The following is a 9,441-nucleotide window of genomic DNA, read 5'->3' on the forward strand; positions in this document are numbered from 1 at the left end:
TTCAGCTACCCGCGCCGCGCGACGACGCCACAGGATGATTTATGGATTGGCTTTCGATGATCGGCGACACCCTTTACACCATTGCCGGCATGGGCTGGAAGATGCTCTGGGCGCTGGTGCTCGGTTTCGCAATTTCCGGTGCCGTACAGGCCTTCGTGCCCAAGCACCGCATGGCACGGGTGATGGGCGACGATGGCCCCGCATCCCTGGCCCGGGCCGGCTTTTTCGGCGCCATCAGTTCATCCTGCTCTTATGCCGCCGCGGCCATGAGCCGCAGCGTGTTTCTGCGCGGCGCCCATATCACCGCCGCCGTCGCGTTCATGATCGCGGCCACCAATCTGGTGATCGAACTGGGCTTCGTGCTCTGGTCACTGATGGGCTGGCAGTTCGTGGTCGCTGAGTTCGCCGGCGGTATCGTGCTGATTGCGATCATGGCCGTGCTGATGAAGAGCTTCGGGCCGACCCGCGCTTTCGAACAGGTGCGCGAAGCCGAATCCGATCAAGCCGAGGCAGGCGACGACGACACCGTACCCAGCGTGCTCAGCCTCGACGGCTGGCGCACGGCCGCATCACGCTTTGCCATGGACTGGTCGATGATCTGGAAGGATATCGTCATCGGTATCGTCGTGGCCGGCACCGTGGTGGTCTGGGTGCCGCAGAGTTTCTGGCAGGCGGTGTTTCTGTCCTCGGGCGATCACGTCAGCTGGCTGCAGATGATCGAAAACGCCCTGGTCGGGCCGCTCGTGGCCGTGTTCAGCTTCGTATGCTCGGTCGGCAACGTGCCCATGGCCGCCGCGCTGTTCAACGGCGGCATTTCCTTCGGCGGCGCACTGGCCTTCATCTATGGCGATCTCATCGTCATTCCCATGCTGCTGGTCTATCGCCAGTACTACGGCACCCGGCTTGCCCTGCAGCTGGGCGCAATCCTCTATATCGCCATGGTGCTCACAGGCTTTCTCATCGACGTGGTATTCACGCTCGGCGGCTGGGCACCACAGGCTACCGCCACGGCGGTGGGCTCCATGACGTTCTTCAAGCTCGATTACACGTTCTGGCTGAACCTGGTGTTCATCGTGGTCGGCCTCGGGCTGTGGCGGCTGTCGAAGCAGGCCAAGGCGCCGGCCCATTGCTGCCACCACCACTGATGCCCCCGGGCGCCGGCGAGCCAATATGCCCGTCGCGCCGCGCGTTACTTTGCTTCAAACCGGGCCAGCGCCGAGGATGGCCGACAACACATCGCATCACCGGACCCGGCGATGAGCAATGACACCGGCGGTATAGACAAACCGACGCCCAAGGCATGGTTTCACGTGCCCGAGCACGGCGAAAACAGCAACGTGGAAACCCGGCTGGCGAGCCTGGAAGGCTATCTCACGCCCAACAGCCGCTTTTTCGTACGCAGCCACAACCCGACGCCGCGCATCGATGCCAGCGAATGGCGCCTGCGGATCCATGGGGACGGACTCAGCCGGGCGCTGGAACTCGACTACGCCGCGCTGCGCGCCATGCCCCAGGTCGCAGTCACCCGCGCCATCGAATGCGCCGGCAACGCGCGTGCCTTCTTTGCCGAGCGCTACGGCCAGCAGGCCGGCGGCGCCCAATGGCATACCGGGGCCATCGGCGTGGCCGAGTGGTCCGGCGTACGCCTGCGCGACGTGCTCGAGCGGGCCGGCATCACCGAGGCAGCCCGAGATGTGCTCCCCGTCGGCCTCGACGAAAAAGGCTTCGCACGGCCGCTTCCGGTCGCCAAGGCCATGGCCGACGATACCCTCATCGCCCTGACCATGAACGGTGAGCAGCTGCCGCCCGATCACGGTTTTCCGGCCCGGCTGGTGGTCTCCGGCTGGCTTGGGGCGGCCAGCATCAAATGGCTGGGCGAAATCCGGGTATCGACCCAGGCGTTGCATACCCACTGGAACACGCGCGACTACACCCTGGCCGGGCCCGACTATCCGGCACAGCCGCCGGCCGACGGCATCCCCATTACGACCATGCCGGTAATGAGCGTGATCGAACTCGACTGGAACGCCGAGCTGCCCGCCGGCGAACACACGCTTCGCGGCCGTGCCTTTTCGGGCGAAGGCCGGGTGTGTCGCGTCGAGTACGCCGTAAACGACGCACCATGGCGCGATGCGCACCTGGAGACACCCAATATTCCCGGCGCCTGGGTGCGCTGGGCCTTTAGGTGGCAGGCAACGCCCGGGCCCCATGTGGTTCGTATTCGCGCGACCGACGAGAACGGCCATGTTCAGCCGGAATCGGTGCCCTGGAACGATCACGGCTGTCTGTACAACGCGGTCATCGCCCACCCGGTTCGAGTCGGCTGAGACATCGGCCGCCCGGGGGTTTTAGCCCTGCGCTTCGCCCCCATGATCGAAGCTCGACCCGCCGGTATTCGGCGGGCGCCACCCGTTCGAGAGATATCGATGCCCCCAGACCCCACGAATGCCAGGCCGCCGGTCGAAGCCGTGATCTACGACTGCGACGGCACACTCGTCGACAGCGAATTGCTCAACGCCCGCGGCGTGGCCGAAATGTTCGAGGCCGACCACGGCATCGTCCTCGACGCACGGGCGATCGAATCCGAATTCAGGGGCGGCCAGTTCGAGCAAATGATCGATACGCTGGCCGAGCGTCATGGCGTGGTGGTCTCGGAAGATTTCACGCCGCGCTATCGCCAGCAGATGATCGATCTTTTCTATCGTGAGCTCGAACCCATGCCGGGTGTACGCGCCGCGATCGAGGCGATCGATCTACCCCGCTGCGTGGCCTCGAGCGGGCCGGAGAAAAAGCTCGCGGCCGCCCTGGATGCGACCGACCTGGCCCGTTATTTCGGCGACTACGTTTTCAGCGCCTACACCATTGGCGTATGGAAACCCGAACCGGACTTGTTCCTGACCGCGGCCGCCGCGCTCGACGTGGCCCCGGAGCGCTGTGCGGTGATTGAAGACAGCGACGCCGGGGTGGTCGCCGGGCACCGCGCCGGCATGCAGGTTTTCGGCTACGACCCGCACGGCGCAATAAGCGAACACCCCGAAATCGCCCTGACCCGCTTTGCTCATTTCGACGAGCTGCCTGACCTGATCGAGGCCCGCCGCGCGAGCGACACCGCCCAGGGCTGACCCGCCGGCCTTGCCGCGGTTCGATCTGCGGCGTCAGCCCTCGCCGAAGTGCCAGTACTCGATCGCACGGCGTACGCAGAACACCGGCACGGCCTGCTCGTCCACGGCTCGCACCAGCGAATCGGCCTGACCGCCGTCGAGCACGAACATCAGCTCTTCGGGTTCATCGGCCTGCTCGAAGAAATGCGCCGAATGGGTATGGCCGCTATGGCCCGTGCCCTGGGCATCCACACGGCGCGTGCTGTGCTCGATTCCATGCTGTCGTGCCAGTTCCGCCACCGTATCCAGTACCGGTTTGCCGTGATGGCGGCGCGAACGCGGCGCCATGAATATCAGTTCGAAGCCTTTCATTGTCTGCTGCTCCTGTTCAGCGTCCGATCTGGCGCAACAAGGCGACTGCGCCCATGCCCAGACCGGTCATCGCGAGCGAGCCGGCCACATGCGCGGCGATGCCCACAAAGGCCCAGCCCAGCCGCCCGCTCTGGATCTGGGTGAATATCTCCGCGGAGAAGGTGGAGAACGTGGTCAGCGCACCGAGAAAGCCGGTCACGATCGCCAGTTTCCAGAACGGCGAAAGTTCAGGCAGGGCGGCAAACGTGGCGATCGCCATGCCGATCAGCCCGGCGCCGAGCAGGTTTGCTACGAGCGTGCCGAGCGGCAACGCCGGGAACAGCGTGTTGAGGGCAAGACCCAGCGCCCAGCGCAGATTGGCGCCACAGGCCGCACCGAGCGCGATGGCCAGAATGGAAACGGGTATGGACATTCGTGTACCGGACCATGAACCGAAGTCGCAAGGTTACAAGCATGAGCTATGGCTGTCCTGCATGTATTCGACGAAGACGACCGACGCCCGTTCACCCCGGATTCAGGCCGCAAAAGTAATCGTGAATACCCAAGGCGCAACATCGCCTGGATCTACAAACGACGAGGAGAACGCATGTACAAGCAATTTGCCATCGCCACGGCCACCGCCCTGGCGCTGACCGGCGGCATCGCAATGGCCGATACGGCCACCGATGCGGATACCGCCACGGGTACGAACGCGGGCGTGAATGCCGATGTCGGCATCGATACCGGTGCCAACACCCAATCCGGTACGGCCGGCGGCATGAATGGCACCGACGGCACGGTCGGCGGTCAGGCCGGCGGCAGCACGTCGATCGGTGTCGATGCGGATACCGACGTCGATACGTCGACTTCATCCGACATGGACGGCGATATGGACAACGATACGGGCGTGTCGTCCGATACGTCGGCGGCCGCCAAGGCCAACGCCGGTACCGATACCGATACCGATACCGATACCGACGATTAACCCTCGGTCGGCAGCAAAGAAAAAGCCCGTGTCGCATGCGACACGGGCTTTTTTTATGCGAGCGCCGGGCGGCCTCGTTCAGCCGTGGTCAGTAGCCCACCATCATATGGCGCGCATACAGGCTGTAGAACAGCCACAGCGTACCGCCCACCATCACGAAGATGGTAAACACCGAGAACAGCACCGATATCGTGTTCCAGCGCTGTTCCTGAGACATATCCAGATGCAGGAAAAACCGCAGATGCACGCATAGCTGCAGGATGGCGGTCACCGCGATCACGAGCAGCATCACGCCGGACGAAAACGCCTCGTAATACACCGCGCCGAAGGGAATCAGCGTAAGCACGAGAGCGAGCAGATAACCCGTGATATAGGCGCCCGCCGTGGGTGCGTGGCCGGGGGTGGCGTCGTCGGAATGGCTCATGCGCTGCCTCCTTGAATCAGTCCGGGCAGATAGACGGTCGAGAACACGCAGATCCAGACCAGGTCGAGAAAGTGCCAGAACAGGCTCAGCCGTGCCAGACGCGAACCGATGGCCGGCGTGAGCCCGCGCAGCGCGACCTGCGCCACCATGGTCAACAGCCAGATCATGCCGAAGAACACGTGCGCGCCGTGGGTGCCCACCAGCCCGAAATAGGCCGACAGGAAACCGCTGCGATCGAACGAGGCGCCTTCGTGGATGATATGCACGAACTCGCTGACTTCATGCCAGAGAAAGAAAGCCCCCAGCACGAAGGTGGCCAGCAGCCAGCCGATGATGTGGTTCTTCTTACCCTGGTGCAGGCTGACCATGGCCAGCCCGAAGGTGAGACTGGATGCCAGCAGGGCCATGGTTTCCAGAAACACGCCATGCAACGAGAAGATCTCGCCGGGGGTCGGCCCACCGGCATATCGCTGCGAGAGGTTCACGTATGCCAGAAACAGCATCGAGAACAGGACCACGTCGCTCATCAGGTAGGCCCAGAAACCGAAGTTGACTTCGGTATCCGCCCGGGCTGCGGCGCGAACGCGGTTGAGATCGTGGGATGGGCTTGACGCCATGAACTATGCCTCTCGAATACCAGTCGATCGTGATCGGTCGCGCATCAGCCCGGCAAACCGGACGTGGCTCGCGTGGTCGGCTCGACGAACTTGCCCTGCGGCGTGCGCTCGTCGCCGTACTCTTCGATGTATTGCAGATGTTCGAATACACCGCCTTCCTTGAGGCGACGATGGAACGCATCCTCGTCGGCTTCCACCTCGGAGGCCGGAATCACGAACTCCGTTTCCTCGTTGAAGCTGCGCACGATCACGGCAGCCACGGTGCCCAGCACGCAGAGACCGGCCAGCCACCAGATGTGCCAGACATAGGCAAAGCCGAAGACGAATGACAGCGCGGCGATCACGATGGGCAACGGCGTCGACTTGGGCATATGAATATCCTCATACGCCGCCGGCCGTTCATAGGCCCGGTTGTTGACCTTCATTTCCATGAACGCATCGCGATCGCGCACCTCGGGCACCACCGCGAAGTTGTATTCCGGCGGCGGCGACGGGATCGCCCACTCGAGCGTACGCCCGCCCCAGGGATCGCCGGTCAGGTCGGCGTTCTTCTCGCGGTCACGCCAGCTCACATAGATCTGCATGAACATGGCGAAAATGCCATAGGCCACGATCATGGCACCGATGGCCGCAATCACCAGCCAGAAATGCCAGGCCGGGTTGTCATAGGTGACCATGCGCCGCGGCATGCCCATGATGCCGAGCATGTACAACGGCACGAACGCCACGTAGAAGCCCACGAGCCAGCCCCAGAAGGAATGGCGGCCCCATTTCTCGTCGAGACGGAAGCCGAACACCTTGGGGAACCAGTAGTAGAAGCCCGCCAGCAGGCCGAACATCGTGCCCGGGATCAGCACGTTGTGGAAATGCGCAACCAGGAACAGGCTGTTGTGCATCTTGTAGTCGGCGCCCGGAATGGCCAGCAGCACGCCGGACATGCCGCCCATGACGAAGGTGATCAGAAAGCCCAGGGTCCACAGCATCGGCAGCTTGTACTCGATACGGCCGCGGAACATGGTCCAGATCCAGTCGTAGATCTTCACGCCGGTCGGGATCGCGATGATCATCGTGGCGATACCGAAGATCGAGTTACGCAGCGGGTCCTGACCCATGGTGTAGAAGTGATGCACCCACACGCCGAACGACAGGAAGGCGATGGCCATGGTCGCCCACACCATCGAGGTGTAGCCGAACAGCCGCTTGTTGCAGTAGGTGGTCACCACCTCGGAGAAGATGCCAAAGGCTGGCAGCACCAGAATGTAGACCTCGGGATGGCCCCACAGCCAGAACATGTTGATGTAGAGCATCTGGTCGCCACCCATGATGCTGGTGAAGAAGTGGGTGCCCGCGGAACGATCCAGCGCGAGCAGCGCGAGGGCCGCAGTCAGTGCCGGGAACGACACCACGATCAGAATGCTCGTGCACAGCACAGTCCAGGTAAACATCGGCATGCGCATGAGTGTCATGCCGGGCGCGCGCTTCTTGAGGATGGTGGTCACGAAGTTGACGCCGGTCAGCGTGGTACTGATACCGGATATCTGCAACGCCCAGATCCAGTAATCCACGCCCGGCCCGGGGCTGTGGGCCAGCCCGGAAAACGGCGTATAGCCCGACCAGCCGGCTTCCGAGAAGCTGCCCACCAGCAGCGAGATCATCACCAGCGCGCCGGCCGCGGCCGTCAGCCACACGCTAATCGCGTTGAGCAGCGGAAAGGACACGTCGCGGGCGCCAATCTGCAGCGGAATGGCGATATTCATCAGGCCCACCAGGAACGGCATCGCCATGAAGAAGATCATCATGGTGCCGTGGCCGGTGAACAGCTCGGCGAAATGGGCGGCTTCCAGGTAGCCCTCCATGCCCGGCCCCGCACTCGCCTGCTGGGCACGCACCATCGACGCATCGATGAAGCCGCGCAGCAGAAAGATCATAGCGATCACAATATAGATCACGCCGATCTTCTTGTGGTCCACCGTGGTGAACCACTCACGATACAAATAGCCCCATTTGCGGTAATAGGTCAGCGCGGCCACCACGGCCAGACCGGTGCCGATCATGATCACGTTCGCGAACACGATGATCATGCTCGAATGGTGGAAGGCGTCTAGGGTGAGTTTTCCAAACATGGTCTTCTCCCGGCTCGCGGCGGGCTAGTGGGCATGCCCGTGCTGGGCAATGTCGTCGGCGGTCAGGTCGCTGGGCACGGCGTCGGGCGGAATCTCGCCATCGCCGACCTGGAAGCGGTGCATGACATAGCCGAACAGACCGTCGGGCACCGACGAATAAAGAATGGGATCAACATTGCGGCTCGGCTCGACCAGGCTGCGGTAGGCATTCAGGTCCAGCGGGCGCCCCGAGCCACGGGCCTTGTCGATCCAAGCATCGAAATCGGCCTGGGACAGCGACTCCGCCGTGAAACGCTGATTGGCGAACCCGTCGCCGCTGTACTGGTAGTTCTTGCCGAAGAACTCGCCCTTTTCGGTGGCCATGAGATGCAGGCGCGTACGCATGCCCGACATCGCCATGATCTGGCTGCCCAGGCGCGGAATCATGAAGCCGTTCATCACGCTTGCCGAGGTCAGGTCGATCTGAAGCGGCGTATCCACGGGCATGGCCATTTCGTTGACCGCGGCCACGCCATAGTCGGGGTAGATGAACAGCCATTTCCAGTCCATCGCGATCGCCTCGACGCGGATCGGGTCGTTCTCCGACTCGATCGGCTTGTAGGGATCCAGATCGTAGGTGGAGACGATGGTCAACATCGCCAGAATGAGGATAATCGCAACCGGCCCGCCCCACAGAAAGGCCTCGAGAAGATTCGAGTGATGCCAGTTGGGGGTATAGGTGTTCTTGTTGTTGCCGGCCCGGTAATGCCAGGCAAACCAGAGGGTGAAGCCCACCACCGGCACCAGCACGAACAGCATCACCGTGAAGGTGAACAGCATGACGTTGCGCTGGTAGGCCGCGATGGGCCCGGCGGTGAAGAACGTCACCAGCTCGTTCAGATGAAAGGTGTCGACGAACCACTGCGAACTGCAGCCACTGAGCGCCAGTGCGAGTAGAACAATCAACGGCACCCGCAAGGTGCGCATCGTCTTTCCAAGCGTTTCGATAGACATTACATGCATTCCAACGAGTGACCGCGCTCGACGTGGACGACCGTATTACAAGCTACGGGCCTACCTACGCCTGTTGCGCATGATCCGTTGCGCCCGGACGAGCACGACGGTCATTGTGCAGTGCAACTAATGGTACCCACTTCGTTGAAAAAACGACAGTAAACGGTCGCGGTTTTCTGCCGCGTATCGAGGCGCGTTTCGTGTAACCATTGCTGCGGCGCAACGCACAGACTGCGCCGATACCGCCCACCGCATCAAGCCGCCCGCGCGTGGCGTCGCAGCGACTGGCCGATCACGCGTTGGCGCGCGCCCTGGGCTGGGCAACGTCAGCCAAGGAAGAAGGCACCGCCGAGTGTCATCGTACTGATCCAGATCGCCACCGCCAAGCCGAGCGCGAGCGGACGCCAGCCCAGGCCAAGTACCGCCGACAGCCGCGTTTGCAAGCCCATGGCGACCATCGCCGCAGCCAGGAGCGCGGCGTCCAAACGCAGCAGTCCCGCGTGGAGCGGCGCCGGCATGCTCACTACGGAATTGATCCCGACCACGACCACGAACAACGCCACGAACAGCGGAAACGGCGCGGCGCGATCGTTTTCACTGCCGGTGGCTGCGCGCCGGCGCCACCATAGCGCCAGTATCGCGCATGCCGGCACCAGCAACGCCACACGTGACAGTTTGTACAGGCTGGCCTGAACACCCGCGGCGTCATCGAACGCGAAACCGGCAGCCACCGCCTGTGCCACTTCATGAATGGAACTGCCGGCCCAGGCGGAATACGCCGCTTCGCTCAGACCGATATGCGGCGCGATCGCCGGGTAGGCGAACATCGCGATCGTGCCGAAGACCG

The 9,441-nt window shown here is 63.0% G+C and carries 11 protein-coding genes; 4 read left to right on the forward strand and 7 right to left on the reverse strand.

All coding sequences use genetic code 11. The annotated features are described in order from the left end of the window. Positions 1-41 precede the first annotated feature (41 nt). From CMN27_RS14955 to CMN27_RS14965, 3 genes are all read left to right on the forward strand, one after another. Positions 42-1,145: a permease gene (locus CMN27_RS14955; RefSeq protein WP_293627719.1), complete on the forward strand. Its 1,104-nt coding sequence runs from the start codon at positions 42-44 to the stop codon at positions 1,143-1,145. 111 nt (positions 1,146-1,256) lie between these two features. Then, the gene (locus CMN27_RS14960; RefSeq protein ID WP_293627721.1) at positions 1,257-2,327 is read left to right on the forward strand and encodes a sulfite oxidase; all 1,071 of its coding nucleotides are present in this window, start codon (positions 1,257-1,259) and stop codon (positions 2,325-2,327) included. Positions 2,328-2,426: 99 nt separating this feature from the next. Beyond that, positions 2,427-3,122, forward strand: a complete 696-nt coding sequence (locus CMN27_RS14965; protein ID WP_293627723.1) for an HAD-IA family hydrolase — start codon at positions 2,427-2,429, stop codon at positions 3,120-3,122. Between the two features lie 33 nt (positions 3,123-3,155). Here CMN27_RS14965 and CMN27_RS14970 read toward each other — a convergent pair whose 3' ends face one another. Both CMN27_RS14970 and crcB read right to left on the reverse strand, forming a co-directional pair. Continuing rightward, the gene (locus tag CMN27_RS14970; protein WP_293627725.1) at positions 3,156-3,473 is read right to left on the reverse strand and encodes a DUF190 domain-containing protein; all 318 of its coding nucleotides are present in this window, start codon (positions 3,471-3,473) and stop codon (positions 3,156-3,158) included. Between the two features lie 16 nt (positions 3,474-3,489). Further along, positions 3,490-3,879 (reverse strand): fluoride efflux transporter CrcB, encoded by a 390-nt coding sequence (gene crcB / locus CMN27_RS14975; protein ID WP_366515467.1) that lies wholly within the window; start codon positions 3,877-3,879, stop codon positions 3,490-3,492. Positions 3,880-4,059: 180 nt separating this feature from the next. Here crcB and CMN27_RS14980 point away from each other — a divergent pair, with 180 nt between their 5' ends. After that, positions 4,060-4,437, forward strand: a complete 378-nt coding sequence (locus tag CMN27_RS14980) for a hypothetical protein (RefSeq protein ID WP_293627729.1) — start codon at positions 4,060-4,062, stop codon at positions 4,435-4,437. Between the two features lie 88 nt (positions 4,438-4,525). Here CMN27_RS14980 and cyoD read toward each other — a convergent pair whose 3' ends face one another. The 5 genes from cyoD to CMN27_RS15005 all read right to left on the reverse strand — a co-directional run. Further along, on the reverse strand, positions 4,526-4,861 hold the full coding sequence (cyoD, locus tag CMN27_RS14985; RefSeq protein ID WP_293627731.1) for a cytochrome o ubiquinol oxidase subunit IV: 336 nt from the start codon (positions 4,859-4,861) through the stop codon (positions 4,526-4,528). Beyond that, a complete protein-coding gene (gene cyoC, locus CMN27_RS14990) occupies positions 4,858-5,478 on the reverse strand; it encodes a cytochrome o ubiquinol oxidase subunit III (protein WP_293627733.1) in 621 nt (206 codons plus the stop codon). Before cyoC ends, cyoD begins: the two co-directional genes overlap by 4 nt. A 44-nt stretch (positions 5,479-5,522) precedes the next feature. Then, positions 5,523-7,601, reverse strand: coding sequence for a cbb3-type cytochrome c oxidase subunit I (locus tag CMN27_RS14995; protein WP_293627735.1), 2,079 nt, complete (start codon positions 7,599-7,601; stop codon positions 5,523-5,525). A gap of 24 nt (positions 7,602-7,625) precedes the next feature. After that, the gene (gene cyoA, locus CMN27_RS15000; RefSeq protein WP_293627736.1) at positions 7,626-8,567 is read right to left on the reverse strand and encodes a ubiquinol oxidase subunit II; all 942 of its coding nucleotides are present in this window, start codon (positions 8,565-8,567) and stop codon (positions 7,626-7,628) included. 353 nt (positions 8,568-8,920) lie between these two features. Continuing rightward, positions 8,921-9,441: putative sulfate exporter family transporter (locus CMN27_RS15005; RefSeq protein WP_293627737.1), on the reverse strand; the 521-nt coding region annotated here is incomplete at its 5' end.

The sequence above is a fragment of the Salinisphaera sp. genome, assembly GCF_002729955.1.
In the GTDB taxonomy this organism is placed as follows: domain Bacteria; phylum Pseudomonadota; class Gammaproteobacteria; order Nevskiales; family Salinisphaeraceae; genus Salinisphaera.